The 25,799-nt window shown below is 70.8% G+C and carries 29 protein-coding genes and 1 tRNA gene; 12 read left to right on the top strand and 18 right to left on the bottom strand.

All coding sequences use genetic code 11. The annotated features are described in order from the left end of the window. Positions 1-36: 36 nt before the first annotated feature. A complete protein-coding gene (rplL, locus tag LOK55_RS01050) occupies positions 37-429 on the bottom strand; it encodes a 50S ribosomal protein L7/L12 (RefSeq protein WP_196323908.1) in 393 nt (130 codons plus the stop codon). A gap of 43 nt (positions 430-472) precedes the next feature. After that, positions 473-988 (bottom strand): 50S ribosomal protein L10, encoded by a 516-nt coding sequence (rplJ, locus tag LOK55_RS01055; protein WP_229933873.1) that lies wholly within the window; start codon positions 986-988, stop codon positions 473-475. A 348-nt stretch (positions 989-1,336) separates the two neighbouring features. Between rplJ and LOK55_RS01060 the strand changes: the two genes are divergently transcribed. The 9 genes from LOK55_RS01060 to LOK55_RS01095 all read left to right on the top strand — a co-directional run bounded on the left by LOK55_RS01060 (position 1,337) and on the right by LOK55_RS01095 (position 7,471). After that, on the top strand, positions 1,337-1,492 hold the full coding sequence (locus LOK55_RS01060) for a hypothetical protein (RefSeq protein WP_229933874.1): 156 nt from the start codon (positions 1,337-1,339) through the stop codon (positions 1,490-1,492). Further along, positions 1,489-1,635 (top strand): hypothetical protein, encoded by a 147-nt coding sequence (locus tag LOK55_RS01065; protein WP_229933875.1) that lies wholly within the window; start codon positions 1,489-1,491, stop codon positions 1,633-1,635. Before LOK55_RS01060 ends, LOK55_RS01065 begins: the two co-directional genes overlap by 4 nt. After that, positions 1,604-1,999: a hypothetical protein gene (locus tag LOK55_RS01070; protein ID WP_229933876.1), complete on the top strand. Its 396-nt coding sequence runs from the start codon at positions 1,604-1,606 to the stop codon at positions 1,997-1,999. The genes LOK55_RS01065 and LOK55_RS01070 overlap by 32 nt, the downstream gene beginning before the upstream one ends. A gap of 16 nt (positions 2,000-2,015) precedes the next feature. Further along, the gene (locus LOK55_RS14000) at positions 2,016-2,144 is read left to right on the top strand and encodes a hypothetical protein (RefSeq protein WP_268252144.1); all 129 of its coding nucleotides are present in this window, start codon (positions 2,016-2,018) and stop codon (positions 2,142-2,144) included. A 647-nt stretch (positions 2,145-2,791) separates the two neighbouring features. Beyond that, on the top strand, positions 2,792-3,211 hold the full coding sequence (locus LOK55_RS01075) for a hypothetical protein (protein ID WP_229933877.1): 420 nt from the start codon (positions 2,792-2,794) through the stop codon (positions 3,209-3,211). 26 nt (positions 3,212-3,237) lie between these two features. Then, positions 3,238-3,918 carry a YqaJ viral recombinase family protein gene (locus LOK55_RS01080; RefSeq protein WP_229933878.1) on the top strand — a complete coding sequence of 227 codons (681 nt, stop codon included), beginning with the start codon at positions 3,238-3,240 and terminating at the stop codon, positions 3,916-3,918. A 124-nt stretch (positions 3,919-4,042) separates the two neighbouring features. Beyond that, complete coding sequence (locus LOK55_RS01085) at positions 4,043-5,779, top strand: MDR family MFS transporter (RefSeq protein ID WP_229933879.1); 1,737 nt, start codon at positions 4,043-4,045, stop codon at positions 5,777-5,779. Continuing rightward, a complete protein-coding gene (locus LOK55_RS01090) occupies positions 5,776-6,303 on the top strand; it encodes a MarR family winged helix-turn-helix transcriptional regulator (RefSeq protein WP_196323915.1) in 528 nt (175 codons plus the stop codon). Before LOK55_RS01085 ends, LOK55_RS01090 begins: the two co-directional genes overlap by 4 nt. Positions 6,304-6,385: 82 nt before the next feature. Further along, the gene (locus LOK55_RS01095; RefSeq protein ID WP_374107593.1) at positions 6,386-7,471 is read left to right on the top strand and encodes an NADP-dependent oxidoreductase; all 1,086 of its coding nucleotides are present in this window, start codon (positions 6,386-6,388) and stop codon (positions 7,469-7,471) included. Between the two features lie 42 nt (positions 7,472-7,513). Here LOK55_RS01095 and LOK55_RS01100 read toward each other — a convergent pair whose 3' ends face one another. Then, positions 7,514-8,428 carry a LysR family transcriptional regulator ArgP gene (locus LOK55_RS01100; RefSeq protein ID WP_141379802.1) on the bottom strand — a complete coding sequence of 305 codons (915 nt, stop codon included), beginning with the start codon at positions 8,426-8,428 and terminating at the stop codon, positions 7,514-7,516. Between the two features lie 72 nt (positions 8,429-8,500). On the opposite strand from LOK55_RS01100, the gene LOK55_RS01105 reads away from it, so the two are divergent. Continuing rightward, entirely contained in the window at positions 8,501-9,124 is a 624-nt protein-coding gene (locus LOK55_RS01105; RefSeq protein ID WP_229933880.1) for a LysE/ArgO family amino acid transporter, read from the top strand. A 24-nt stretch (positions 9,125-9,148) separates the two neighbouring features. On the opposite strand, the gene LOK55_RS01110 is transcribed toward LOK55_RS01105, so the two are convergent. Further along, on the bottom strand, positions 9,149-9,487 hold the full coding sequence (locus LOK55_RS01110) for an iron chaperone (protein ID WP_229933881.1): 339 nt from the start codon (positions 9,485-9,487) through the stop codon (positions 9,149-9,151). A gap of 56 nt (positions 9,488-9,543) precedes the next feature. On the opposite strand from LOK55_RS01110, the gene LOK55_RS01115 reads away from it, so the two are divergent. After that, positions 9,544-9,819, top strand: coding sequence for an acylphosphatase (locus LOK55_RS01115; protein ID WP_141379799.1), 276 nt, complete (start codon positions 9,544-9,546; stop codon positions 9,817-9,819). Position 9,820: 1 nt separating this feature from the next. Here the strand turns inward: LOK55_RS01115 and LOK55_RS01120 are convergent, their stop codons facing one another. The 13 genes from LOK55_RS01120 to gabT all read right to left on the bottom strand — a co-directional run bounded on the left by LOK55_RS01120 (position 9,821) and on the right by gabT (position 22,486). Continuing rightward, positions 9,821-10,867 carry a nitronate monooxygenase family protein gene (locus LOK55_RS01120; RefSeq protein WP_229933882.1) on the bottom strand — a complete coding sequence of 349 codons (1,047 nt, stop codon included), beginning with the start codon at positions 10,865-10,867 and terminating at the stop codon, positions 9,821-9,823. A gap of 78 nt (positions 10,868-10,945) precedes the next feature. After that, positions 10,946-11,635, bottom strand: a complete 690-nt coding sequence (gene rplA, locus LOK55_RS01125) for a 50S ribosomal protein L1 (protein ID WP_141379797.1) — start codon at positions 11,633-11,635, stop codon at positions 10,946-10,948. A 13-nt stretch (positions 11,636-11,648) separates the two neighbouring features. Further along, the gene (gene rplK, locus LOK55_RS01130) at positions 11,649-12,080 is read right to left on the bottom strand and encodes a 50S ribosomal protein L11 (RefSeq protein WP_005050009.1); all 432 of its coding nucleotides are present in this window, start codon (positions 12,078-12,080) and stop codon (positions 11,649-11,651) included. A 122-nt stretch (positions 12,081-12,202) separates the two neighbouring features. Beyond that, positions 12,203-13,294 carry a transcription termination/antitermination protein NusG gene (gene nusG, locus LOK55_RS01135; protein ID WP_229933883.1) on the bottom strand — a complete coding sequence of 364 codons (1,092 nt, stop codon included), beginning with the start codon at positions 13,292-13,294 and terminating at the stop codon, positions 12,203-12,205. A 45-nt stretch (positions 13,295-13,339) separates the two neighbouring features. Continuing rightward, complete coding sequence (gene secE, locus LOK55_RS01140; protein ID WP_229933884.1) at positions 13,340-13,603, bottom strand: preprotein translocase subunit SecE; 264 nt, start codon at positions 13,601-13,603, stop codon at positions 13,340-13,342. An 85-nt stretch (positions 13,604-13,688) separates the two neighbouring features. Further along, positions 13,689-13,761, bottom strand: a tRNA-Trp gene (locus LOK55_RS01145). Positions 13,762-13,895: 134 nt separating this feature from the next. Next, complete coding sequence (locus LOK55_RS01150) at positions 13,896-14,333, bottom strand: pyridoxamine 5'-phosphate oxidase family protein (protein WP_141379794.1); 438 nt, start codon at positions 14,331-14,333, stop codon at positions 13,896-13,898. Between the two features lie 78 nt (positions 14,334-14,411). Further along, positions 14,412-15,776: an NAD-dependent succinate-semialdehyde dehydrogenase gene (locus LOK55_RS01155; RefSeq protein ID WP_229933885.1), complete on the bottom strand. Its 1,365-nt coding sequence runs from the start codon at positions 15,774-15,776 to the stop codon at positions 14,412-14,414. A gap of 35 nt (positions 15,777-15,811) precedes the next feature. After that, positions 15,812-17,269: an NAD-dependent succinate-semialdehyde dehydrogenase gene (locus tag LOK55_RS01160; RefSeq protein WP_229933886.1), complete on the bottom strand. Its 1,458-nt coding sequence runs from the start codon at positions 17,267-17,269 to the stop codon at positions 15,812-15,814. Further along, the gene (locus LOK55_RS01165) at positions 17,266-18,858 is read right to left on the bottom strand and encodes an APC family permease (RefSeq protein WP_229933887.1); all 1,593 of its coding nucleotides are present in this window, start codon (positions 18,856-18,858) and stop codon (positions 17,266-17,268) included. The genes LOK55_RS01160 and LOK55_RS01165 overlap by 4 nt, the downstream gene beginning before the upstream one ends. Further along, positions 18,855-19,742 carry a universal stress protein gene (locus tag LOK55_RS01170; RefSeq protein WP_229933888.1) on the bottom strand — a complete coding sequence of 296 codons (888 nt, stop codon included), beginning with the start codon at positions 19,740-19,742 and terminating at the stop codon, positions 18,855-18,857. Before LOK55_RS01170 ends, LOK55_RS01165 begins: the two co-directional genes overlap by 4 nt. Continuing rightward, positions 19,739-21,097: an NAD(P)/FAD-dependent oxidoreductase gene (locus LOK55_RS01175; protein WP_229933889.1), complete on the bottom strand. Its 1,359-nt coding sequence runs from the start codon at positions 21,095-21,097 to the stop codon at positions 19,739-19,741. Before LOK55_RS01175 ends, LOK55_RS01170 begins: the two co-directional genes overlap by 4 nt. Positions 21,098-21,136: 39 nt before the next feature. Beyond that, a complete protein-coding gene (gene gabT, locus LOK55_RS01180) occupies positions 21,137-22,486 on the bottom strand; it encodes a 4-aminobutyrate--2-oxoglutarate transaminase (RefSeq protein ID WP_229933890.1) in 1,350 nt (449 codons plus the stop codon). A gap of 108 nt (positions 22,487-22,594) precedes the next feature. On the opposite strand from gabT, the gene LOK55_RS01185 reads away from it, so the two are divergent. Continuing rightward, a complete protein-coding gene (locus tag LOK55_RS01185) occupies positions 22,595-24,142 on the top strand; it encodes a PucR family transcriptional regulator (protein WP_229933891.1) in 1,548 nt (515 codons plus the stop codon). A gap of 47 nt (positions 24,143-24,189) precedes the next feature. On the opposite strand, the gene LOK55_RS01190 is transcribed toward LOK55_RS01185, so the two are convergent. Beyond that, positions 24,190-25,683, bottom strand: coding sequence for a helix-turn-helix domain-containing protein (locus tag LOK55_RS01190; protein WP_374107594.1), 1,494 nt, complete (start codon positions 25,681-25,683; stop codon positions 24,190-24,192). Positions 25,684-25,799 lie beyond the last annotated feature (116 nt).

The following is a 25,799-nucleotide window of genomic DNA, read 5'->3' on the forward strand; positions in this document are numbered from 1 at the left end:
CGGGGGTCTTCGCTGCGATTCTCCGAAGAGACTCGATTACTTGAGGGTGACGGTCGCGCCGGCCTCTTCGAGGGAAGCCTTGGCCTTCTCGGCGGTCTCCTTGTTGGCGCCCTCGAGGACGGCCTTGGGGGCACCGTCGACGACGGCCTTGGCCTCGCCGAGGCCGAGCGAGGTGAGCTCGCGGACGACCTTGATGACCTGGATCTTCTTGTCGCCGGCAGCCTCGAGGATGACGTCGAACGAGTCCTTCTCCTCCTCGGCGGCGGCGTCGCCGGCACCACCGGCGGGGGCACCCGCGGCGGCGACCGCGACGGGCGCGGCGGCGGTGACGTCGAAGGTCTCCTCGAACGCCTTCACGAACTCGCTGAGCTCGATGAGGGTGAGCTCCTTGAACTGGTCGAGCAGCTCCTCAGTGCTGAGCTTTGCCATGATTTTCTCCTTGATTGGGGTTCTTCTATGCCGAGGCCGGGGTTCAGGCCTCGGACTCCTTCTTCTCGCGCAGCGCGTCGACCGTGCGAACGGCCTTCGACGGAAGCGCGTTGAAGACGTATGCCGCCTTGGTCAGCGAGGCCTTCATCGCACCGGCGAGCTTCGCCAGCAGGACTTCACGGCTCTCGAGATCGGCGAGCTTGTTCACCTCGTCGGCGGTCAGGGCGGCACCGTCGAAGTACCCGCCCTTGATCACCAGCAGAGGATTCGCCTTGGCGAAGGCACGCAGGCCCTTCGCGACGGCGACCGGGTCGCCGTGCACGAACGCGATGGCAGACGGGCCCTTGAGCTCGTCGTCCAGCCCCTCGACCCCGGCGCGCTGCGCCGCGATCTTGGTCAGCGTGTTCTTCACCACGGCGTACTCCGCGTCCTGACGGATGCTGTTGCGCAGCTCCTTGAGCTGGGCAACCGTCAGACCGCGGTACTCGGTCAGCAGAACGGCGGTCGAGTCCTCGAAATTCTTCGTGAGCTCGGCGACCGATGCTTCCTTCTGCGCCATGGCCACTCCTTATGTCTTGACAGACATGTCTACGAGACGCCCCGCGGAGGCGGGACGTCGCCATCGATGCTGCTCCCCCACAACGCGAAAAAGCTCCGGCGCAAGCGCACGGAGCTTCTGATCCGGTTTCCCGGGAATTCTGTGACACCTGCGCGGGCCCCTGCGATGCAAGGCTTCGTCGACGTTCGCTTGCGCGCACGCCGAGACCAGCGGTCTTTGGCTCCCTCCACTGTACGCGAGTCGGATGCCCCGCACAAAATCACCGGCGCACCGCTCGGGGCATGGGCAGTTCTCCCCATACGCGTCCGGAACCGAGCCCACCTAGGGTCGAGCCGACGCGGAGGGGACATGGTCGATCTCAGAGTGGACACGGGCGCGATCCGGCGCAGTCAGGCGACGTTCAGCGACATCCGCGACAGGCTGGATGCGTTCGACCGCGTCGACGACGAGCTCGCCCAGGCGCTCGAAGAGCGCTCGGCGCCCGGAGCCGGGAGCGCACGATGAGTTCCTACCCCGCGCTCGGGTTCGACCCCGCACCCGGCGAGGTCTCGCAGCTGCGCGCCTTCGCCTCGCAGCTCGACCGCGGCGCGCAGAGCACCGGCGAGGCTGTCTCTGATGGACGGCGACGACGGGACGTGGGCGGGTGACGCGGCGCGGGCGTTCCGCGCCTCGCTCGACGACGGCTTCCGACCGCAGCTGAGCGACGTGCACGAGGCCTTCGGGTCGTCGCGCGACGCTCTCTCCGCCTGGGCGAACGAACTCGACGGATTCCGGAGCCGTGCCCGCGACCTCGAGAACGAGGCGAGCCTCGCCGCAGGAGCACTCGACCGGCGGCACCGCGAACGCGCACAGGCGCGCAGCGACGCGCTGGCCGACCCGATCGCCGCCGCCGGCAGCACCGACCTGGCCGACGCCGATCGGCGCGCCCGCGCCGCAGAGGCGACACTCGATGGCATCCGTCGGCGCGCCCGCGCCCTCGAGGCCGAAGCCGACGCCCGCGCGATCGCCTGATGACCGCGAGGCGCGGATGTCGGGCAACGACCTCGCCGGCGCACTCGCTCAGCCGGCGGTGAACCTCGTCGAGCGCGGCCGCAACCTCATCCAGGGCCAGGGCCCGCGCACCGACCAGGAGATCGCCGACCGTGACGGAGGCTGACGCGCCGATCGTCTGGCAGCGGGTGCCCCAGGGCTGGATCGAGCTCGTCGCGTTCGACGATGACACCGTCGCCGCCGCGTGGTGGGAGGCCTATCTGTCGCCCGCCCGCGAGTGGCTCGACGCCGGGACGGCTGCGGCGATGACCCGCGCCTTCGACACAGCACGCGAGACGCTCCGCACGATCCCGTATGCCGTCGCCGGCATCTTCCCCTACCTCGACGGCGAGCCGACGGTGTTCTTCCTCGGCACGACGATCCTTCCGGCCCCCGACGACCGAGACGCGGCCCGGACGGTTGCGAGCCTGGTCGGACTCGTCCGCTTCGGCGACGACATGCGCACCGAGTCGTTCGTCGCGCTCGACGGGCGCGTCAGCTCGGCCTCGCTCGGGCGCGCGACGCTGGAAGACGGCACGATCGTCGGGGCGATCACGGGCGAGATCCCACTCCCGGACGCTGAGCGGGGGACGGTCTTCGTCCTCGCGCTGAGCCTCGACCCCGCCGGCTCGAGGAGCTGGGCCCCTACGCCGCCCTCGCCCTGGACTCCACCCGGCTCCCCGCCCCGGGGGACGCCCCGGCTCCTACCCCGGCGCCGCCTGGACAGACGCCGAGGCGGCCCGCGAGCCGGTCTCCGCGGGGATCACGGCCGTCGTGGTGGCGATCGTCGCCGCGCTCGCCCTCGTCCCGTCGGTCTGGCTGCTCGTCGCGCTGCACCGTTCGGGTCGTCGCCTCGCCCGCGCGGCGGGCTTCTGGGCCGGTCTCCCCTACCGTCAGGGCCGCCGCGCGGCGACGCGGGGCGACTGGTTCTCCGTGCGCTTCCTCGCCTTCTCCGGTGACCTCTTCCTGCGCGTGCTGACCTCGGCGCTCGCGGGCCTCGCGGCCGTCTTCACGGTGTCGAGCGTGTACTACTCGATCGCCGTCGCCCCGTCGGCCGGAGGCGTCGCCGCATCCGTCGCCCTCTCCGCGCTGCTCGTCTCCGTGTGCGTCGGCCAGTTCGGCGGAGTCCAGCGCATCCAGAACGGCTACACCGCGCGCGATCCCTGGACGTTCGCGCGCCGCGCGCGTGGCTGACCCGACTCGGGGTTAGCCTCGAAGACATGAGTCCGGAGGTCATCGCGAGCGTCGCCCCCGAACTCGCCGCTCGGATCGTCGCCGACTCGCGCGACCGCGTCGGCTGGATGCGGGCCCGCTCGCGCGGCATCACCGCCACCGACGTCGCCCAGCTGACGAGCCACACGTCGATCGCGCGCGCCGCCGACGCGAAGCTCGGCGCCGGCCGCGGCTTCTCGGGCAATGCCTACACCGATCACGGCCGCCGGCGCGAACCCGAGATCGCGGCCTGGGTGGCCGCGACCCATGGCATCCACCCCTCGTCGGCGCTCTTCCACGCCGTCGTCGAGAAGCGTCACCTCGCGACCCCCGACGGCATCGCGGTGGATGCCGCGGGGCGCGTGAGCCTCGCGGAGATCAAGACCACGAACAAGACGTGGCGCTCGATCCCCCGCACTTACCTGCGCCAGGTGTGGTGGCAGCAGCACGTGCTGGGCGCCGAGCGCACGCTCGTCGTGTGGGAGGAGCACGATGGGTTCGTCCCGGTCGGCGACGAGCCCCGCTGCGCCTGGGTCGACCGCGACGAGCGCGAGATCGGCCAGCTCCTGCGCCTCGCGACCGAACTGATCGACGAGCTGTACCGGCGAACGGTGCTGCGCCAGGCGCAGGACGCGAGCCGCCCTGTTCGCCCGCGCGAGCCCTACCGCGCCCTCGCACTCGGCGACTGACACTCCGCCACCGGGGATGGTTGACACAGATCAACCACGGGCTTACAGTTGACCGATCTCAACCATTGACGTCGATCAACGACCCGCCCGTCGGCACTGCAGCCCTCCTCGCAAAGGAACACCCATGTCCGTCACGCCTCCCGACACCGCGGCGAAGCCGCGCATGAACCACCGCCAGGTGCTCGAGGCCCTCTCCGGCCTCATCCTCGGCATGTTCGTGTCGATGCTCGCCTCGACCGTCGTGTCCACTTCGCTCCCCGTCATCATCCACGACCTCGGCGGCAACCAGACCGCGTTCACGTGGGTCGTCACGGCGACGCTCCTCACCACCGCGATCTCGACGCCCATCTGGGGCAAGCTCGCCGACCTCACGAACCGCAAGGTGCTCTACCAGCTCGCGATCGTGATCTTCGTGCTCGCCACCGCCGCGGCGGGCTTCGCGCAGAACCCGGAATGGCTGATCGCATGCCGCGCGGTGCAGGGCATCGGCGCGGGCGGCCTCGCCGCGCTCAGCCAGGTGCTCATGGCCGACATCATCAGCCCGCGCGAACGCGGCCGGTACATGGGCCTGTTCGGCGGCGTCATGGCGCTCGCGACGATCGGCGGGCCGCTCCTCGGCGGCGTCATCACCGACGCGTGGGGCTGGCGCTGGAACTTCTTCGTGGCCCTCCCCGTCGCGATCGTCGCGCTGATCCTCGTGCAGGCGACGCTGCACGTGCCCGCCCGCCCGAAGAAGAAGACGACGATCGACTACCTCGGCATCGTGCTGCTCTCGGTGTCGGTGTCGCTGCTGCTCATCTGGGTCACGAACGCCGGCACCACGAAGGGCGGCGACTGGGGAGACGTCGCGAACAACAACGACTGGTGGAGCCTGTCGACGGTGCTGATGGTGGGCGGCTCGCTGCTCGCCGCGATCCTCTTCGTCATCGTCGAGCTGCGCTCGAAAGAGCCCCTCATCCCCCTGACGCTCTTCCGCAACCGCACCTTCACCCTGTCGGTCATCGCCTCGATCGCCACCGGCATCGCGATGTTCGGCGCGTCGGTGTTCCTCAGCCAGTACATGCAGCTCGCCCGGGGCGCGACGCCCACCGAGGCCGGCCTCATGACGATCCCGATGATCGGCGGCCTGCTGATCTCGTCGATCGGCGTCGGGGCGCTCGTGACGAAGTACGGCAGCTGGAAGCCGTACCTCATCGTCGGCTCGGTGCTGCTGGTCGCCGGCTCGTTCCTGCTGTCAACGATCCACTACGACACCGACTTCTTCCTCGTGTCGGTCTACATGTTCCTCCTCGGTGCGGGCGTCGGCATGACGATGCAGAACCTGGTGCTCGTGGTGCAGAACCAGGCGCGCCCCGACCAGATCGGCGTCGCCAGCTCGGGTGTGACCTTCTTCCGCAGCCTCGGCGGCACGATCGGCGTCTCGGTGATGGGCGCGGCGCTGTCGGCGCGCGTCATCGACCTCGTCGCCGAGCGCAAGGACGACATCACCGCGGCGCTCATGAGCCTCGGGGACAAGGCGCAGTACTGGGCTGACCAGCTGCAGTCGGGTGCGCTGCCGCGCGTCGCCGACATGCCCGAGGCGCTGCGGGTGATCTTCGAAGACATCTACGCGAACGGCATCTCGCACTCGTTCCTCATCGCCGTGCCGTTCGCCGTGATCTCGCTGCTGGCGATCGTGTTCCTGCCCAACAAGCCGCTGACCACGATGACCACGACCGAGCGCCTGCAGGCCGGCGAAGCGGACCTCGCCACGGTGTCGGTCCCCGAGGGCATGGCGACCCTCACCGCGACGGGCGCGGTGCGCACGATGAATGCCGGTGACGCGCCCGCCTCCGAGACGCACTCCACGCGTTCGTCATGACCTCCGATGAACTCCAGGCCCGCACCGACGCGGTGCGGGCCCTGGAGGCCCAGTTCGGCGAGCTGATCAACCGCATGCGCCGGCACCTGAACGAGAACGCCCAGCGGGTGAGCCCCGGCATGCTCCCCGGGGCATACAAGGTGTTCAGCACGATCGCGGGGCGCGGCCGTATCGCGCAATCGACGCTCGGCGATGTGCTCATGGTCGACAAGGGCCAGCTCAGCCGCACCGTGCGCGAGCTCGAGCAGCTGGGACTCATCCAGCGCGAGCCCGACCCCGACGACGGGCGCGCGAGCATCCTCTCCCCCACGCCGCTCGGCATCGAACGCCTCGCCGCGGCGCGCGCCCCGCAGGAGCAGACCCTGATCGGGACTCTCCGCGACTGGCCGCTCGATGACATCCACAACCTCACCCGGCTGCTGCACGCGCTCGCGAGCGGAGCTCTTCCCGGCGGCGACGCTCCCCCGCTGCCCGGTGACGACCCGGCGGCGCGGAGCCTTCTCGACCCGGTAGCACCGGCGTAACACGGCGGAGACAATCGCAGGGTTGACTGGGGGCACCCGGGCATCCCGCCGGCGCCGTCGACTCGCTACCGGAAGGACGACCATGTCTCCTGATCGCCTGCGCCGCTTCCGCTCGCCCCGTGCGGCGGCCCTCGCCGCACCGGCCACGGCCGGAACGCTGCCGAGCAACGCCACCGACCGCGAGCCGGGTGCGCACGAGGTCCCCGAAGAGATGCGCGCGGTCGTGTTCGACGCGCCCGGGCCCGCAGAATCGCTCCGCGAGACCGCCGCCCCCACACCCGCGCCGGTGCTGAGCGAACTGCTCGTGCGGGTCGTCGCCGCGGGCGTCAACCCGATCGACGCGAAGACACGTGCCGGCCGCGGGGTCTCGGGCGCGATCGAGCAGTTCCCCTCGACGCTCGGCTACGACTTCAGCGGGGTGGTCGTGCGCGCCCCCTACGAGACGCATCCGTTCCCCGCGGGCACCGAGGTGTTCGGAATGGTGCCCTTCCCCCGCTCGGGCGGGACGTACGCGCAGTACGCCGTCGTGCCGACGCTCTCGGTGGCGCGCAAGCCCAGCGCGCTCTCCCACGTCGAGGCGGCCGGCGTGCCGCTCGCCGCGCTCACCGCGTGGGGCCTCGTCGTCGAGACGGCCCACGCGCACGAGGGGCAGCGGATCCTCATCCACGGCGCCTCGGGCGGAGTGGGGCACTTCGCGGTGCAGCTCGCCGCCTACTTCGGCGCGCACGTGAGCGCCACCTGCTCGCCGCGCAACCTCGCATGGCTGCGCGAACTCGGGGCATCCGTCGTCATCGACCACACCGCGATGGCCTTCGAAGACGTCGTCGGCGACGTCGATGTCGTGATCGACCTCGTCGGGAACGTGCACGACGACACCGGCACCCGTTCGCTCACGGTGCTGCGACCGGGCGGCCTGTACATCGTCGTGCCGACCGGGTCGTGGCCCGGCTACGCGCAGGCGGCGACGGATGCCGGGGTGCGCGCCACCGCGTACACCGTGATCCCCGACGGCGGCGCGCTCGCGACGATCGGCCGCCTGCTGACCTCCGGCGCCATCCAGGTGTACGTCGACCGGGTGTTCCCCCTCGACGAGGCGGCCGCCGCGCACGAGGCGCTCGAGCAGGGTCGCACGCGGGGCAAGATCGTGCTGGCGGTCAGCGAGGGCTGATCGCGCGCGGCCGGCGTCGCGGCCGGCACCGGCCGGGCGGTCTCACACCGCGAGGACGCGCCGCCCCTCGGCGACGACCTCGACTGCGACGGCGTCGAGCAGGGCGGACCGCAGGTTCCACTGCTGCCAGTACAGCGGCACGTCGACGGGCGCGCCGCCGAGCCGCACGAGCCGCCCGTCGGCCAGGTGATCCGCCGACTGCAGCGTCGGCAGGAGCGCCCAGCCGAGCCCCCGCACGGTCGCCTCGGCGAAGTCGTGCGAGGCGGGCACCCGGTGCCGCGGCGGCAGCGCGGGGTCGACGCCACGGGAGGCGAGCCATCGGGTCTGCAGATCGTCGCGACGGTCGAAGTCGATGAGCGGCGCCCGCGTCAGCGCCTCGGCGAGCGCGGCGGAATCGGCGGGGTCTGCGCCACCTCCGCCCGCCCCCGGCAACCAGGTGCCGACGAACGCAGGCGTGGCGACGGCTTCGTAGCGCAGCACGCCGAGGGGCTGCACGCGGCATCCGCCCACCGGCACCGCGCGCGAGGTGACCGCGCCAGTCACCGTGCCGTCTTCGAGCATGCCCGCCGTGAAGTCCTGATCGTCGCGGTGCAGGTCGAAGACCACCGGATGCCGCGCGCTCAGCCGCGCGAGCGGCGCGAGGAACCACGTGGCGAGCGAGTCGGCGTTGACCGCGAGCGGCAGGGCGACGGGGCCCGCGCCCTGACCGAGCTCGACGGCGGCATCGTGCTCGAGCAGCGCGACCTGCCGCGCGAAGCGGACGACGGCGTGCGCTTCGGCGGTCGGCCGAAGCGGCTTCGTCCGCACGAGGAGCACGCGGCCCACCTCGTCCTCGAGGGCCCGGATGCGCTGGCTGACCGCGGACGGCGTGATGTGCAGTGCACGGGCGGCGCCCTCCATGCTGCCCGCGTCGAGCACGGCGGCGAGGGTCGCGGCTCCCAGGGCGGGAATCGGCATGAATAAGCGCTCCTTCATCGACATAAGAATCCTGAGCTGGACTGTATCAGCGGCTGCCCGTATGTTCGAGCCATGCTCGCCTCCACCGCCTCCGGTCTCGCCCTGGGGCTCTCCCTCATCGTCGCGATCGGGGCGCAGAACCTGTTCGTGCTGCGCCAGGGCATCCGCCGCGAGCATGCCCTCGCCGTCGCGCTCGTCTGCGCCGCCTCCGACGCGATCCTGATCGCCGTGGGGGTGTCGGGTCTCGGCGCGGTGCTGCACGCCGTGCCGTGGCTGATCGACGCGGTGCGGTGGGCCGGTGCCGTCTTCCTCGCCGTCTACGCCGTCCTCGCTGCCCGGCGGTCGCTCCGCCCCGGCGCGGAGGTGCTCGACGCGGGCGCCGCACGCGCCGCAGGCCGCCGCGGCGCGCCGCTGCTGCCGGTGCTGCTCACCTGCCTCGCCCTCACCTGGCTGAACCCGCATGTCTACCTCGACACGGTGTTCCTGCTCGGCTCGGTCGCGAACACGCACGGCGCGCACCGGTGGTGGTTCGCCGCCGGCGCGATGGCGGCGTCTCTGCTGTGGTTCTCGGCCCTCGCGCTGGGCGCGCGCTACCTCGCCCGCTGGCTGGCCACCCCGCGGGCATGGCGGGTGCTCGACGGTGTGATCGCCGTCGTCATGATGGCCCTCGCGGTGAGCCTCGTCTGGCCGCGCTGAGACCAGGGCGGCTCCCCGGCGGGATCAGCCGTCGATCTCGGCCTTCCGCGCCGCGACGAGCGCACGGACGGTGTCGTCGGGGAGCGGCTCGGTGAACCGGATGGTGCCCTTCGCATGATCGACGCCTTCGAGCAGCGGCAGCACCGCGTTGATCGCCCCGGGGCTGAACGGGAAGATGCCGAAATGCTTCTTCGCGCGCATCACCGACAGCAGCGGCGAACCGCGGTAGACGAGCGCGGGCATGCCGTAGCCGAGGCCCTGCTCCGCCTCCCGCACCACTTCGAGCGCGAGGTCGTACGTGTGCGAGATGACCGCGCTGTCGGCCGGGTCGAGGGTCGCGAGGTAGTCGTCGATGGTTCCCATAGGGGCATCCTTCCCGCTCCGGTGCGCCGGCGGAAGGTCCGCGCCAGGATGGGAGCATGAGACGAGTGCACGCGATCGTGACCGGAACCGTGCAAGGCGTGGGCTACCGCTTCACGCTGCAGCACGTCGTCGAGCGCGCCCATGCCACCGGGTGGGTGCGGAACCTCCGCGACGGGAGCGTGGAGGCGGAGATCGAGGGCGAGGATGCCGCGGTGGAGGCCGTGCTCGATTGGATGCGGGAAGGCCCGCGCGGCGGCGACGTGACCGGCGTCGAGGTCGCCGAGCTCTCCCCCACCGGCGGCACCGGGTTCGAGGTGCGCCGGGACGGCTGACTCAGGCGGGCAGTCCCGCCGCGAGCTCCGCGAACACGTCAGCCGCGTCGTCGTAGACGCTCAGCGCCGCCGCCTGCCCTGCCCACAGGCTCACGAGGTCGGCGCGACCCTGCTGTGCGGCCGCCGCGCGGAACTGCCCGGTGAGCCAGTTCTGCGCCGGGAACGGCAGGATCTCGTGCTGCTCCAGCAGGCGCATCGCCGCGTTCGGGATGCCCCGGGCCAGGCGCCCGCTCATCGCCCGCGTGAGGACGGCGCTCGTGTCGTGCGCGTGGGTGATCGCGCGGCGGTGCCCGGCCGTCGCGGCCGATTGACGGGTGCGCAGAAACGCCGTGCCCACCTGGACGCCGCTCGCTCCGAGCGCGAAGGCAGCGGCGACACCGCGCCGGTCGGCGATGCCGCCGGCGGCGATGACCGGCACGTCGACCGCGTCGACGACCTGGGGCACCAGCGCGAACGTGCCGACCAGGGAGTCCTCCGGCGGGGCGAGGAACGACACCCGGTGCCCGGCGGCCTCGGCACCGGTGGCGACGACGGCATCCACGCCGCCCGCCGCGAGCGCCTGCGCCTCCGCCACGGTGGTCGCCGTGCCGATCAGGGCGATGCCGCGCTCCCGCGCCGCCGCGACGACGTCGGGGGCGGGCACACCGTAGACGACGCTGAGCGCGGCGGGCCGCGCCGCGAGCACCGCGTCGAGCTGCTCCTCGACCGGCGGCAGGAACCGGGCCGGCGCCTCGGGCAGCGGGAGGCCGAGCTCGGCGAACTGCGGCGCGAGCGCGCTTCGCACCCGCTCGAGGTCCCCGTCATCCACAGCCGCTTCGTCGCCGGTGGGCAGCCACAGGTTCAGGGCGAAGGGTCGCGTCGTCGCGGCCCGCAGCTGCGCGGCGGTCTCGGCGATGCGCGCGCCGTCGTAGCCGTACAGCCCGTAGGAGCCGAGGCCGCCGGCCTCGCTCACCGCGGCGGTCAGATCGATGGAGGAGAGTCCGCCGAACGGCCCCACGACGATCGGAGAGTCTGTGCTAAGGACGTCGCGGAGAGCCCGGGGAGCCATGTCGCAACGCTAGCGCGGGAACGGGAAAGGCCCCACCCGAAGGTGAGGCCTTTCCGTCTGCTCGGTGCGAGCGGATGCTCAGGCGAGCGAAGCGACGTCCAGCGGGATACCGGGGCCGAACGTGGTCGACACGGCGCCCTTCTGGATGTAGCGGCCCTTCGAGCTCGAGGGCTTGAGGCGCACGATCTCCTCGACCGCGGCCTTGAAGTTCTCGTCGAGCTGCTCGGCCGTGAACGAGGCCTTGCCGACGACGAAGTGCACGTTGGCGTGCTTGTCGACGCGGAACTCGATCTTGCCGCCCTTGATCTCCTCAACGGCCTTGGCCGGGTTGGGGGTCACGGTGCCGGTCTTCGGGTTCGGCATGAGGCCACGGGGGCCGAGCACCTTGCCGAGGCGACCGACCTGGCCCATGAGCTCGGGCGTCGAGACGGCCGCGTCGAACGCGGTCCAGCCGCCGGCGACCTTCTCGATGAGCTCCGCGCCGCCGACCTCGTCGGCGCCTGCGGCGATCGCGGCCTCGGCCGCGGGGCCGGTGGCGAACACGATGACGCGGGCGGTCTTGCCGGTGCCGTGCGGCAGGATGACCGTGCCGCGCACCATCTGGTCGGCCTTGCGCGGGTCGACCGCGAGCTTGAGGGCGACCTCGACGGTGGAGTCGGTGTTCTTCGAACCGGTCTCCTTCGCGAGGTTCACCGCCTCGGTGGACGTGTAGAACTTGTCGCGGTCGATCTTCGCCGCGGCTGCTTCGTAAACCTTGGACTTAGCCATTGTCGTCTCCCCCTCAGTCCTCGACCGTGATGCCCATGGAACGGGCGGTGCCGGCGATGATCAGCGAGGCGGCCTCGATGTCGTTCGCGTTCAGGTCGGGCATCTTCGTCTCGGCGATCTGGCGCACCTGGTCCTTGGTGAGCTTCGCGACCTTGACGGTGTGCGGGGTCTTCGAGCCCTTCTGCACGCCGGCGGCCTTCTTGATGAGTTCCGCCGCGGGCGGGGTCTTCAGGATGAACGTGAAGCTGCGGTCCTCGTAGACGGTGATCTCGACGGGGATGACGTTGCCGCGCTGCGACTCGGTCGCGGCGTTGTACGCCTTGCAGAACTCCATGATGTTGACGCCGTGCTGACCGAGCGCGGGCCCGATCGGCGGCGCCGGGTTGGCGGCACCGGCGTTGATCTGAAGCTTGATCAGGCCGGTCACCTTCTTCTTGGGTGCCATTTCCTTGTCCTTTCCTCGAACGGATGCCGAGGCATCCGTTCTCCCGCGAATCCGGCCTCTCCGGACAGCGGTACGTCCGCGTGCACGCGGACAACCTGCCTATTCTACGACAGGAGTCTGTATTACTGCTTGGTGACCTGGTCGAACGACAGCTCGACCGGGGTCTCGCGCTCGAAGAGCGAGACGAGCACGGTGAGCTTGCCGCTCTCCGGCTTGATCTCGCTGATCGAGCCGGGCAGGCCCGCGAACGAGCCCTCCTTGATCGTGATGGTCTCGCCGATCTCGAAGTCGACCTCGGTGACGACCGAACGCGCCTGCGTGGCCGAGCCCTTGGCCGCACCCTTCGCGGGCGCCGTCTCGGCGACCTGCACGAGCGAGCGCAGCATGTTGAACGCCTCTTCGAAGCGCAGCGGCGTCGGGTTGTGCGCGTTGCCGACGAAGCCCGTGACGCCGGGCGTGTGACGCACGACCGACCAGGTGTCCTCGTTCAGCTCCATGCGCACGAGCACGTAGCCGGGGATCCGGACGCGCGTGACCATCTTGCGCTGACCGTTCTTGATCTCGACGACGTCCTCCATGGGGACCTCGACCTGGTAGATGTCCTCTTCCACCTCGAGCGTGTTCTTGCGCTGCTCGATGTTCGCCTTCACCTTGCGCTCGAAGCCGGCGTAGGAGTGGATGACGTACCACTTGCCCGGCAGCGACCGCAGCTCGGCGCGGAACGCCTCGTAGGGGTCTTCCGGCTCGGCCGGCTCGGTCTCCGCCTCGACCTCGGCGGCGTCGACGATCTCGGCGGCCGCGGCCACCTCGGCGACGGCATCCTCGTCGAGCACGGGCTCGTCGGGCTCGCCGTTGACGTCGGGACCGTCGTACGGGGTCACGTCGTCGGCGGCCGCAGCGGCGGCTTCGGCCTCTTCTTCGGCGAGCGCGTCGGTGAGCACCTCAGCGGCGGCCTCGGCCTCGGCGGCCTGGTCGATCTCGAGTGCGTCGTTCACGATGGCGTCTGCCTCCGGGTCGTCGATGTCGATCTCTTCGTCGTCGTCCTGGCTGTCGTCGTCTTCGTCGTCGTCGACGACGTGCACGGCGAGGTGCTCGGCGGGAGCCGAGGATGGCTCTTCGGCGGCGAGGATGTTGCCCTCCTGGGCTTCGTCGTCCTCACTGGACTGCTCGGCGGCGGTGGCCCAGTCGGCGTCGTCGACATACTTTTCAGACACGTGTGTTCACTTCCATCGGGGGCGGCTGTCGGTCTGGTGTCCGCGTCAGGCGGGAACACCGAAGACGACGTTGACCACCCAGGTGAAGAGCAGATCGAGGCCGTACACGATCGCCATCATGACGACGACGAACCCCAGCACGACCAGGGTGTACTTGACGAGCTCCTGCCGGGTCGGCGTGACGACCTTGCGAAGTTCGCCGAACACCTGACGGATGAAGAGGGCGATCCGCTGGAAGAAGTTCAGCTTCTTGTCGCGGGGCGCGCCGCCTGCTGCGACGACCTCGCCGTGCGCCTCTTCCTGGACCATGTACCCACCCGTGTGAATTGCTCGGACTTGCATTCCGTGCCGGCATCAGCCGACACGCCTTCTGTGTCAACTCAGCGCTGACGCGCAGGGCGGACAGGAATCGAACCTGCAACCTGCGGTTTTGGAGACCGCTGCTCTGCCAATTGAGCTACCGCCCTAGAGACCGTTCCGGTCTCAGGAGAGTCTGCCATCTCCCCGGCCGTGCCCGGCAGGCACGGCGAAAGAATGCAGACTTCCACTGCACTGTCCAGTGTACGTCATGGCCCAGGGGCACGCGAACGCACGGGCCCGGTCAGTACTGCTGCACCCCGTACCGGTCGGGTTCGTCGCCGCGGTGGATGTCGCGGCCCGAGAGCGAGGTCGGCACGATCCGCACGTAGTTGTACTTCAGCGTCGGCACCCACGGCGTGAGGGCGAGCCGGTCGGCGGCGTCGACCTCCTCGGTCGTCTCGAGGCGGTGCGCACGCCCGCGGACGACGACGCTCCAGGCATCCGTGTCGGTGTACTCGTCGACCTCGAACAGCACGTCGTCGTTGATCGTCACCTCGGTGAGCTTCGAGCCCTCCGCGGTGCGGAAGACGAGGCTCTGCCCGTCGACGATGTAGTTCACCGGGAAGACGTCGAGCACGTCGCCCACGTGCGTCACGAGCCTGCCGAGCTGCTGCTCGGCGAGGCGGTCCCAGCACTCGCGATCGGTGAGGAAGACGACGGCATCGGACTCGTTGCTCATGCCCCCATCCTGCCTCCGGGCGCATCGCAAGGGAAGGCGTCCCCGCAGGGAAAACGCCGCTCGCGGCGGGTTGCGGTGTCAGCCGACGCGGATGAGCTTCTTGTTGACGAACTCGTCGGCGGCCAGGAGGCCCATCTCACGACCCGTGCCGGAGCGTTTCACCCCGCCGAAGGGAAGCTCGGGAGAATCGGCGAGGACGATGTTGACGTAGACCATGCCGGCGTCGATCTTGTCTGCGATGCGCTCCGCCTGCGCGGGGTCGGTCGTGAACACGTACGAGCCGAGTCCGAACGACGTGCCGTTCGCAACCTCGACCGCCTCCTTCTCTCCCGAGACCTTGAAGACCATGCCGACCGGTCCGAAGAACTCCTCGCGGTAGGCGTCCATCTCGGGCGTCACGCCCGTGATCACGGTGCCGGGGTAGTACGCCCCGTCCCGGACGCCTCCGGTCACCACGGTCGCGCCCTGCGCCACCGCGCGATCGACCTGCTCGGCAAGGCGCTCCGCCGCCGCGAGCGACGAGAGCGGCCCGAGGACCGTGTCCTCCGCGAACGGGTCGCCGACCTTGGCATCCGCCATCGCCTCCGTGAACTTCTCGACGAACGGGTCGTAGAGGTCTTCGGCGACGATGAACCGCTTCGCAGCGTTGCAGGACTGACCGTTGTTGTCGAGACGCGCCTCGACGGCCATCTGCACCGCGCCGTCGAGATCGTCGGTGGAGAGCAGGATGAACGGGTCCGACCCGCCGAGCTCGAGTGCGACCTTCTTGAGGTTGCGGCCCGCGATCTCGGCGACCGCCGCCCCCGCACGCTCGGAACCGGTGACCGACACACCCTGCACGCGCGGGTCGGCGATGACGGTCGCCGACTGCTCGTTCGTCAGGCGGACGTCGACATAGGCACCCTCGGGGAACCCGGCATCGAGGTACATCTGTGCGATCGCCGCCGCCGACTCGGGGCACTGCGGCGCATGCTTCAGCAGGATCGTGTTGCCCACCGCGATGTTGGGCGCGGCGAAACGGGCCACCTGGTAGTACGGGAAGTTCCACGGCATGATGCCCAGCAGCACCCCGAGCGGGGCCCGGCGGATGACCGCCGAGCCCTCGCCGAGGAGGTCGATCGGGGTGTCGCCCGTGATCTTGTCGATGTTGTCGGCGTAGTACTCGGTGATGTCGGCCGCGAAGTCGACCTCGCCCTCGGCCGCGGCGAGGGGCTTGCCCATCTCGCGGACGATGATCGCGGCGAGCTCGTCGCGCCGCTCGCGGTGAAGCTCGGCGACCCGCTTCAGCAGCGCCGCCCGCTCGGCGGGGGCGGAGGTGCGCCCGAACGAGCGGAACGCCCCGTCGGCGGAGGCGATCGCCGACTCCACCTCGGCGTCAGTCGCGGTCGGATACGTGGCGAGGGTCTCCCCCGTGGCGGGATTCGTGACGGCGTAGTCGCTCATGGTGTCCTCTTCTCGATATCGATCGTGCGGTCCGGTCAGGATGCCGGGATCAGCGTGTACTTCGTGGACAGGTACTCGTGGATGCCCTCGAGCCCGCCCTCGCGGCCCAATCCGGACTGCTTGACGCCGCCGAACGGTGCAGCGGCATTCGAGACGACGCCGACGTTCAGGCCCATCATCCCGGTCTCCAGCCGGTCGATCATGCGGTGTCCGCGGGCGAGGTCCTGCGTGAAGACATACGAGACGAGTCCGTACTCGGTGTCGTTGGCCAGGCGCACGGCCTCGTCTTCGTCGGCGAAGGTCGCGATCGCGAGCACCGGCCCGAAGATCTCCTCACGCAGGATGTCGCTGCCCGCCGCAACCTCGGTGATGACGGTCGGCTCGAAGAACGTGCCGGGGCCGTCGATCGCCGATCCGCCGGCGCGGACGGTCGCGCCGCGATCCACGGCATCCTTGACGAGCGCCGCCGTGGCCTCGACGGCCTTGCGGTCGATGAGCGGGCCGATCTGCACGCCCTCCTCGGTGCCGCGGCCGATCTTCATCGCCTTGACGCGCTCCGAGACACGATCGGCGAACTCCTCCGCGACAGACGAATGCACGATGAATCGGTTCGCCGCCGTGCAGGCCTGCCCGATGTTGCGGAACTTCGCGGCCATCGCGCCGTCGACCGCCTTGTCGAGGTCGGCGTCGTCGAACACGACGAACGGGGCGTTGCCGCCGAGCTCCATCGACACCCGCAGCACGCCCTCGGCGGCCTGCGCGATGAGCTTCTTGCCGACCGGCGTGGACCCCGTGAACGAGAGCTTGCGCAGCCGCGGGTCGGCGATGATCGGGCCCGACACCGCCCCCGAGGTCGTGGTGGTCACGACGTTGACGACGCCGGCGGGAAGACCCGCCTCGACAAGCAGCTGCACGAACGCGAGGGTCGTGAGCGGCGTCAGTTCGGCGGGCTTGATGACGACGGTGCACCCCGCAGCGAGCGCGGGCGCGATCTTGCGGGTCGCCATCGCGAGGGGGAAGTTCCACGGTGTGATGAAGAAGCACGGCCCGACGGGATGCTGGCTGATCACCATCCGGCCGGTGCCCTCGGGGTTCTGCCCGTAACGACCGGCGACCCGCACCGCCTCCTCGCTGAACCAGCGCAGGAACTCACCCCCGTAGGTGACCTCGCCGCGGGCCTCGGCGAGCGGCTTGCCCATCTCGAGGGTCATGAGCAGCGCGAACTCGTCGGCGCGTTCCATCAGCAGGTCGAACGCGCGCCGGAGGATGTCGCTGCGCGTGCGCGGGGGCGTGGCCGCCCAGTCATCCTGCGCCTCGACGGCCGCGTCGAGGGCGCGGATGCCGTCTTCGGGCGACGCGTCGGCGATCTCGACGAGCACGTCGCCGGTGGCCGGGTCGTGCACCGGGAACGTGCCGCGGGAGCCCTCGACCCACTCCCCTCTGATGAACAGCCCGCGCGGGACCTTCTCGAGTAGTGCGGATTCGGTGATCAACGTGCGGCCTCCTTCAGACGACGGGTGCTGGCAGGGGCATCCATACCCAGCGTCTCACCCTTGAAGAAGGCGGGGCGCTTGATGGACTGCCAGATCATGAGGACGATGCCGATGACGATGATCAGCACGCCGAGGACGAAGACGATCCCCACTCCCCCGACCTCTGCGCCCGAGCCGTAGGCCGGGTCCATCGAGTCGAGGAGGGTCGTGAAGAAGAGGATCGCGAGGATGACGCCGCCCACGAGCGGGAACAGGAACGTGAAGAAGACGTCCCGCACCGAGTCGAACCACTGGTGACGGAAGTACCACACGCACGCGAACGCCGTGATGCCGTAGTAGAAGCAGATCATCATGCCGAGGGTCAGGATCGTGTCCCATAGGGTGTTCTCGCTGACGACCCGCATGACGGCGTAGAAGGCCGAGGCGACGACCGCCGAGACGATCGTGGCGTAGCCCGGCGTGAAGAACCGCGGGCTGACCTTCGCGAACGCGGGCGGCAGCGCCCCGTAGTGTCCCATCGACAGGAGCGTGCGGGCGGGGCCCACGAACGTCGACTGCAGCGACGAGGCCGAGCTCGTCAGCACGGCGAGCGAGACGAGGAAGGCGAGCGGGCCGAGGATCGGCCCGGACAGGTGGAAGAACACGTTCTCCTGGATGTCTTCGTTGCCGAGTCCCAGCCTGCCCGTGCCGACACCGGCGAACATGATCATCGCGACGGCGAGCAGCAGATAGAGCGACACGATCGTAATGACCGTGAGGGTCGCGGCACGCCCCGGCGTCTTCTCGGGGTCCTTCGTCTCCTCGTTCATCGTGAGGGTGACATCCCACCCCCAGAAGATGAAGATCGACAGCGACAGCCCGGCCGCGAAGGCGGAGAACGAGGTCACCGCGAACGGGTTGAACCAGCCGATGTCGAACGGCCGGTAGTCGAAGCCCTGGCCGTTCACCGCCTCGACGATCGCCGCGACGGCGAAGAAGACGAGCACGAGCACCTGGAAGCCGACGAGGAAGTACTGCAGCTTCTGCGTCGTCTGCATGTCGCGGTACGAGATCCACGTGGCGGCGAGCATGAACAGCAGGCAGACGGCGATGTTGATGACGGTGTTGGATGCCAGGTCCGCGATGTCGGGATTGCCGCTGATCTGCGAGATGAGCAGGAACAGGAAGTCGACGGCGACGCCAGCGAGGTTCGAGAGCACGAGGATCGTCGCGACGACGAGACCCCAGCCAGCCATCCAGCCGACCCACGGGCCGAATGCGCGAGACGCCCACGTGAACGACGTGCCTGCGTCGGGCATGCGGTTGTTGAGCTCGCGATAGCCGAAGGCGACGAGGAGCATGGGGATGAAGCCGACGAGTACGATCGCAGGGATCTGCGCACCCACGACCGAGGCCGTGGGGCCGACCGCCGCCGTGAACGTGTACGCCGGGGCGATGCACGAGATGCCGATGACGATGGCGCCGATGAGTCCGATCGTGCCGGCGGACAGGCCCTTGGCGGACAGGCCGCCCGTGGTCGCGGCGCCCGCGGCGCTCGCCCCGGTGGCGGACGTGCCACCGGCCGGGGCGCCGGGTTCCGATGCGGTCATTTCGTCGTCTCCTCAGTGCGGGTGGCGCGGGGCACGACGATCACGGGAACCGTGATCTCTTTGAGCATCTTCGCGGCCGTCGATCCGAGGAACAGGCGCCGCGGCTGGGCGAGCCGGCTCGATCCGACGAGCACGACCTCGCCGTCCTGCCAGTCGAGATGCGACACGGCGTCTTCGATGCTCTCGCCCGCGGCGACCACCACGTCGGCGGAGACCTCCGCGGGCAGCTCGGCCTTCGCGACGGCGAGCACGTGGTCCGTCTCGGTCGAGGAGGCCACCCGGATCGTGGCGGTGTCGGCGGTGGCCGGCAGATCAACCGGCAGCAGAGACAGCAGTCGCACCGGCACATGGGCGGACTGCGCGAACCGCGCCGTCACCTCGAGCAGGGCATCGGCACCGGGCCGGGTGCCGACGGCGACCGTGAGGCGGGTGATACCCGTCTCGGGCGCGACCTTGCGCGCGCCGCGCGGCACGAGCGCGACCGGCACGTCGGACGAGTGCAGCAGCTCCGTCGTCGTGCTGCCGAGGCGGTGCCGACCGCGGGTCGCCCCGTCCGCGGCGCCGACGACGATGCACGCCGCGTCGAGCTCGTCGGCGATCTGCACGAGACCGGCGGCGAACGACTCGGCCGCGCGGATCTGGGCGTGCGCGACGACGTCGTCGGGGATGCGGTCGATCGCCTCGGCGATCCACTGCTGGGCCTGCTCCTTCAGCACCCGGCTGTAGCCGTCCGCCGGCGGGGTGATGACACTGCGGTCGGCGCTCGGCAGCACGATCGAGACGTCGAGCAACGCCCCGGTGGCGCGGGCGAGACGCGCGGCGAACGCCACGGCATCCCGTCCCGTCTTCGTCGCGGTGTAGCCGACGACGACGTGGCTCGTCATGCGCGCACCTCGTCGATGATCTGCGCGGCGACCAGGCGCCCCATGCGGATCGCGCCGTCGACGTGCTGATAGCCGGCGCCGGCCAGATCGCTGCACGCGAAGTGGATCGGGCCGACGGCCTCGCGCAGGTGCTTGCCGTAGCGCGAGAGCCCGCCGAGGTCGAAGCTCGCAGCGTACGCGCCGCGGGTCCACTCCTCGCTCCCCCAGTCGCTCTCGTAGTAGACCACCGGGTCGAGCGCCTCCGGGCCGTAATAGTGGCTGAGCGAGGTGAGGATGCGCTGCTTGCGCTCGTCGGCGGACAGCTCGAACACGCCGTCGGCGTTCAGGTCGCTGACGAAGCCGACGAGCGTGCCGCGCTCCTCGCCGTGGTTGGAGTTGTCGTACGCCTCGTGCGAGAGCTCGTACGGGCTGAACGCGGTGCCCGACAGGCCCTTCTCGCGCCAGAACGGCGTCTCGTACACGGCGTGCACCTTGATGACGAAGCCCATCGACAGATGCTGGTGCATCTGGTGCTGCAGGCGCGGCAGCGCCGGCACGAACGAGATGCGGCTGTAGAGCACGGGCGCGAGCGCGAGGATCGCCTGGCGCGCGCGCACCGTCATCCCGTCGGCGACGGCGGTGACGCCCTCGTCGGACCACTCCAGCGTGCGGACGGGCTGGTTCAGGAAGACGTCCTCGCCGAGGCGCTCGGCGAGCAGCAGCGGCACCTGCTGCAGGCCGCCCACGACCCGTTTGTCGAGGATGAAGTCGGCGTCGACGAGGTTCGAGTAGCTGCCCGCGGAGGCGGCCATCAGGAGCGATTCGAGCAGCGAGATCGCGTGCGTGGGCTTCGTGAGCATGGCCGAGCCGGTGGCGAAGGCGAGGTTTCGCACCGCCTCGTCGTCGTCGGTCTGGGCGCGCAGCCACGCATCCCATGACACGCTGTCCCACTCGGCGGCCTTCTCGTGCGCCCAGGGCCGGTCGGGGTCGATCTCGGCGACCATCGCGTCAAGTCGTTCGGTCAGGCGGGCGATGACCGCCTCGGTCTCGGGAGAGACCGGGAACATCTCGCCGGTGAAGCGGTGCGCCGTCCCGTCCGGACCGACGTACACGCTGTCGCCCTCGCGGTACCGGCTGAAGGTGTCGAGGCCGAGGTCTGCGACCGTCTCGATGAGCGCGGTCTGGTCCGGCGAGATCCACTGCCCGCCGATCTCGAGCATCGCGCCGTCGATGACGTCGGTCCACAGCCGTCCGCCGACGCGGTCGCGCGCCTCGAGGACGGCGACCGACAGGCCCGCCTTCTTCAGCTCGTTGGCGGCGGTCAGTCCTGCGGCGCCGGCGCCGACGATGACGACGTCTCGGGTGATCTCGGTCATGCCTTGTCTCCTTCGCGTGCGGGGGTAGGGCCGGAGCGGTCAGTTGGCCTGCAGAGCGGATGCCACGACGTCCAGGCCCTCGCTCAGCAGCTCGTCGCTGATCGACAGCGGCGGCAGGAAGCGGATCACGTTGCCGTAGGTGCCGCAGGTGAGGACGATGACGCCCTCGGCGATGGCCGCCTTCGCGACGGCCGACGTGAGCGCGGCATCGGGGGCGCCGGTGGCCGGGTCGACGAACTCGGCGGCGATCATGGCGCCGCGTCCGCGGACGTCGCCGATGCGCGGGTCGGCCTCTGCCATGGCGCGCAGGCGCGTGAGGAGGAGCGCCTCGATCTGCTGCGCGCGCTCGATGAGGCCGTCGTTCTCGAAGGCGTCCATCGCCGCGAGCGCGGCCGCGCATGCGACGGGGTTGCCGCCGTAGGTGCCGCCGAGGCCCCCGGCGTGCGTGGCATCCACGATCTCGGCGCGGCCCGTGACGGCCGCGAGCGGCATGCCTCCGGCGATGCCCTTGGCCGTGGTGATGAGGTCGGGCACGATGCCGAACAGCTCGCTCGCGAACATCGCGCCGGTGCGGGCGAAGCCGGTCTGCACCTCGTCGGCGATGAAGACGACGCCGTTCGCGCGGCACCAGTCCACAACCGCCGGGAGGAACCCGTCGGCGGGCACGATGAACCCGCCCTCGCCCTGGATCGGCTCGATGATGACGGCGGCGAGGTTGTCGGCGCCGATCTGCTTCTCGATCAGCGAGATCGCCTTAGCCGCGGCCTCGGCGCCGGAGAGGCCGTCGCGGAACGGGTAGGAGGCGGGAGCGCGGTAGACCTCGGAAGCGAACGGGCCGAAGCCGCTCTTGTACGGCATCGACTTCGCGGTGAGGGCCATCGTGAGGTTCGTGCGGCCGTGGTAGGCGTGGTCGAACGCGACGACCGCCTGCCGGCCGGTGAACCTGCGCGCGATCTTGACGGCGTTCTCGACCGCCTCGGCGCCCGAGTTGAACAGCGCCGACTTCTTGGCGTGGTCGCCGGGGGTGAGCCGGTTGAGGCGCTCGGCGACGGCGACGTACGACTCGTACGGCGAGATCATGAAGCAGGTGTGGGTCATCTGGGCGACGGCGTTCTGCACGGCCGCGACGACGGCGGGGTGCGCGTTGCCGACGCTCGTGACGGCGATGCCCGAGCCGAGGTCGATGAGCGAGTTGCCGTCGGCGTCGACGACGACACCGCCACCGGCGGCGACGGCCGCGATCGGCACGGTGTGTCCGACGCCGGCCGCGACGGCCGACGCCTTGCGCGCGAGCAGTTCCTGGGAGCGCGGACCGGGGATCGCGGTGACGAGGGAACGCTGCTGCGGGAGGGTGGGTCCGCCGAGGAGGGTCGTGGTGGGAGTGCTCATGCCTGGGAGCGTAGGGCGGCGCGCGCGCCGCTCACACTCGCCGTCGTGTACATTCTGCTGCGAGACGCGTACGTCGCGGACAGCACCACCGACCCGAGATGAGCGACGATGCCCACGACCGAGACGCAGCCGACGCTGCGGGCTCTCCTCGCCCGCACCGAGCTGGCGCTGCGGCTCGCCTCGCGCGAGGGCGACCTGCCGGGCGACGCGCTCGACGCACCGCTGCGGTGGGTGCACTCCTCCGATCTCGCCGACCCGACGCCGTTCCTCGCCGACGATCTGCTGCTGCTGACCACCGGCACCCAGTTCGCGCTCGACGCCCGGACCGGCACGGCGCCCACGACGGCCGAGGCGTACGTGGCGCGCCTGCGCGCCCGGGGCGTGCGGGGCCTGGGGTTCGGCACCGAGGTCGTGCGCGACGGCATCCCGCCGACCCTCGAGCGCGCGTGCCGCGCCGCGGGCATGCCGCTGTTCGAGGTGCCCTACCGCACGCCGTTCATCGCGCTCGCCCGGGCCAACGCCGAGGCGATCGCCGCGCAGGCGTACGCGCGGCGCACGTGGGCGCTGTCGGCGCAGCGCGCGATCTCGCTCGCCGCCCTCCGCCCCGACGGGCTCGCCGCGACGGTCGCCGAGCTGGCGAAGCAGCTGGGCGCGTGGGTCGGACTCTACGACGCGGCGGGCGTGCTCACCCAGAGCCATCCGCACGAGGGGCCGGGCGCGGCGGCGCGCGCGGCGCTGGATGCCGAGGCGGGCGCCGTACTGCGGCGGGGCAGCCGCGCCGCGTCGCAGTTCGAGATCGACGGGGCGCGCGTGACGATGCAGACGCTCGGCCGGGGCGGCCACCTGCGCGGGCTGATCGCGATCGCCGGCGCCGAACTCGACCTCGAGGGCCGGAGCGTCGTCACCTCGGTGATCGCGATGGCGGGCCTGGCGCTGGAGCAGAACGTCGGCCTCGGGCGGGCGCGGTCGGCGCTGCGCGCGGGCCTCGTGCACGCACTGCTCGAGGGGGATGCGGGGCTCGCCCGGCGCGTGTCGCGGGAGCTGTGGGGGCCGCTGCCCGCCGCCCCCGTCATCGTGGCCGTCGCGACCGTCACCCCAGCGCGGCTCGACGCGGCCGTCGACTGGCTCGAGCTGCGGGCCGCCGAGGCGCGGGGCGCGCTCTTCCACGGTCGCGGCCCCGAGGGGGTCGTGCTCGTGGTGCCCGCCGCCGACTCCGCGACGATCCCCGCCTTCGCGGCGCTGTTCGACGCCGCCTGCGGCGTGTCGGAGCCCGTCGACTACACCGGCTTCGCGACCGGGCACGTCCAGGCGGTCGCCGCGCGCCGCCGGGCGGCTGCCGGCATCCCGGCCCGCTTCGCCGACGACGCGGCGCGGGGGCTCCTCGGCGCCCTCGACTCCCCCGCCGCGCGCGCCCTGGCCGAGGCGCGGCTCGCGCCCCTGCGCGAGCACGACGACGCGCACGCGACCGCCCTCGTCGACACGGTGCGCACGTGGCTCGAGAGCGACGCCCGCATCGACCAGACGGCGCAGGCCCTCGGCATCCATCGGCACACCGTCCGCGCCCGGGTGGCGCAGGCTCAGCGCCTGCTCGGCGTCGACCTCGGCTCCTTCCCCGCCCGCGCGGAGCTGTGGGCCGCGCTCGTCGCGCTGCGCTGACCCGCCCTTCCGCCACCCCCCGGCCCGCCTTACGGAGGCAGGCGGCGTCAGCCGCGCGGGGCGTGCGCCTCGAGGAACTCGTACAGGTCGGTCGTGTCGACGCCCGGGAACGAGCCCGACGGCAGCGTGGCGAGGAGCGTCCGCGGCGTGCGCACGTTCGGCCAGGCCTGGTCGCGCCACTGCGACTCCAGCTCGGCGGGGGCCCGCCGGCAGCACACCTCGACGGCATGCCGGGACACCCCGCGGTTGGTCGTCTCGCGTCCGAGGAACCATTTCGTGTCGTCGAAGCGCACGCCGACCGAGACGGAGTGGGCGCCTTCGCTGGATGCCTCGACGCGCGCCGTGCACCAGTACGTGCCGTTCCCGGTGTCGGTGTACTGGTAGTACGGGTTGAACTTGTCGGGGATATCGAACACCGTGCGGCTCGTCCACCGCCGGCAGCACAGCTGCCCCTCGATCGACCCGATCCGGTCGGCGGGGAAGTTGACGTCGTCGTTCTCGTACGCCTTCGTGATGGTGCCCGACTCGTGCACCTTGAGGAAGTGCACCGGGATGCCGAGGTGCTCGGTCGCGAGGTTCGTGAACCGGTGCGCGGCGGTCTCGTACGAGACCGAGTACGCGTCGCGGAGGTCTTCGATCGAGATCGCGCGCCGCTCCTTGGCGTCGCGCAGCACCGGCACCGCATGCTCTTCGGGGATGAGGAGCGCGCCGGTGAGGTAGTTGGTCTCGACGCGCTGGCGCAGGAACTCGGCGTACGACCGCGGCTCGCTGTGCCCGAGGATGCGGCTGGCGAGCGCCTGCAGCACCGCGGTGCGCGAGTCGCCCTTCATCGGCACCGTGCTCGAGAGGTACAGCCGGCCGTGCCGGATGTCGGCGACGGAGCGTGTGGATGCCGGCAGGTCGGCCACGTAGTGCAGCGAGAATCCCAGGTGAGCGGCGATATCCGACGCCGTGCGCTGGGTGAGCGGACCCCCCGGGTGGTCGACGGCGCGCAGGATCGTCCGCGCGTGCTCCTCGAGGTCGGCGAAGTAGTTGTCCTGCCGCCGCATGAGGTGACGGAGCTCCACGTTCGCCCGACGCGCCTCCTCGGGGGTCGCCGACCGCTCGTCGCCGAGGCGCTGGATCTCGCCCTGCAGCGCGAGCAGGGCGCGGAGCGCCTCGTCGGGCACCGACTTTCCGATGCGGAACGGTTCGATGCCGAGCGCGCGGAAGGTCTGCCCCTTCATCGCGCGCTCGAGGGCGATCTCGAGCGTCGCGCGTTCGTCGAGGGTCTCCGCCTCGAGCAGCTGGTCGACGGTCGCGCCGAGTGCGCGCGCGATCGCGCGGAGCAGGGTGAGCTTCGGCTCGCGCTTGCCGGTCTCGATCATCGACAGCTGACTGGGCGCCCGCTCGACCGCGGCGGCGAGCTCATCGAGGGTCATGCCGCGAGCGGTCCGCAGCTGACGGATCCGGCGTCCGATCGTCAGGGCGTCCGCGTCTCCCGAGGCATCCATCGCGGCGTCCGTCGCGGCGGTGGCGGAAGGAACATCGACGTTCGTCATGTCCGGAAGTGTGTCACAGATCCAGAAGAACGAGCAAACTTCACAGCCGATTTGGTCAAGTCGGCCTCGAATCTTCACCCAGAGTGGTCTCACCGCCCCTCGACGAGCTCGGGGAC

Origin of the sequence: Microbacterium sp. F2E (assembly GCF_020905435.1) — a bacterium.
Classification (GTDB): Bacteria; Actinomycetota; Actinomycetes; order Actinomycetales; family Microbacteriaceae; genus Microbacterium; species Microbacterium lacticum.